Genomic DNA, 403 nt, shown 5'->3' with positions numbered 1-403 from the left:
GAGTCGATCTGTCGGGTAATCCAGATCGCTCCGTCCGGTTATTACGTGCATGCAGCCAAAGCCCGTCAACCCGAACTGCGAAGCGCTCGTGCCAAACAGGACGAGCTGTTGAGCGATAAAATCCAGCGAGTCTGGGATGACAATATGCAGTGCTATGGCGTCGTGAAAGTCTGGAAGCAACTCAAGCGTGAGGGCATTGATATTGCTCGCTGCACGGTACAGCGGCTGATGCGTCAACTGGGCCTGCAGGGCGTTCGTCGCGGTCATGTGATCCGCACCACCATCCCGAATGAGAACGCGATTTGTCCGCTGGATAGGGTCCAACGCCAGTTCCATGCGGATCGACCCAATCAGCTATGGGTGTCCGACTTTACTTATGTTTCAACGTGGCAAGGCTGGCTCT

General features: G+C 55.6%; 1 protein-coding gene. It reads left to right on the top strand.

Annotated elements, in window-relative coordinates; genetic code table 11:
* Window positions 1-403: IS3 family transposase (locus INT39_RS22385; protein ID WP_193076156.1), on the top strand; the 403-nt coding region annotated here is incomplete at both ends.

The sequence above is a fragment of the Pseudomonas sp. FME51 genome (assembly GCF_014897305.1).
Note: the sequence above shows the minus strand (reverse complement) of the source record. Positions and strands in the feature narration are given on the sequence as shown.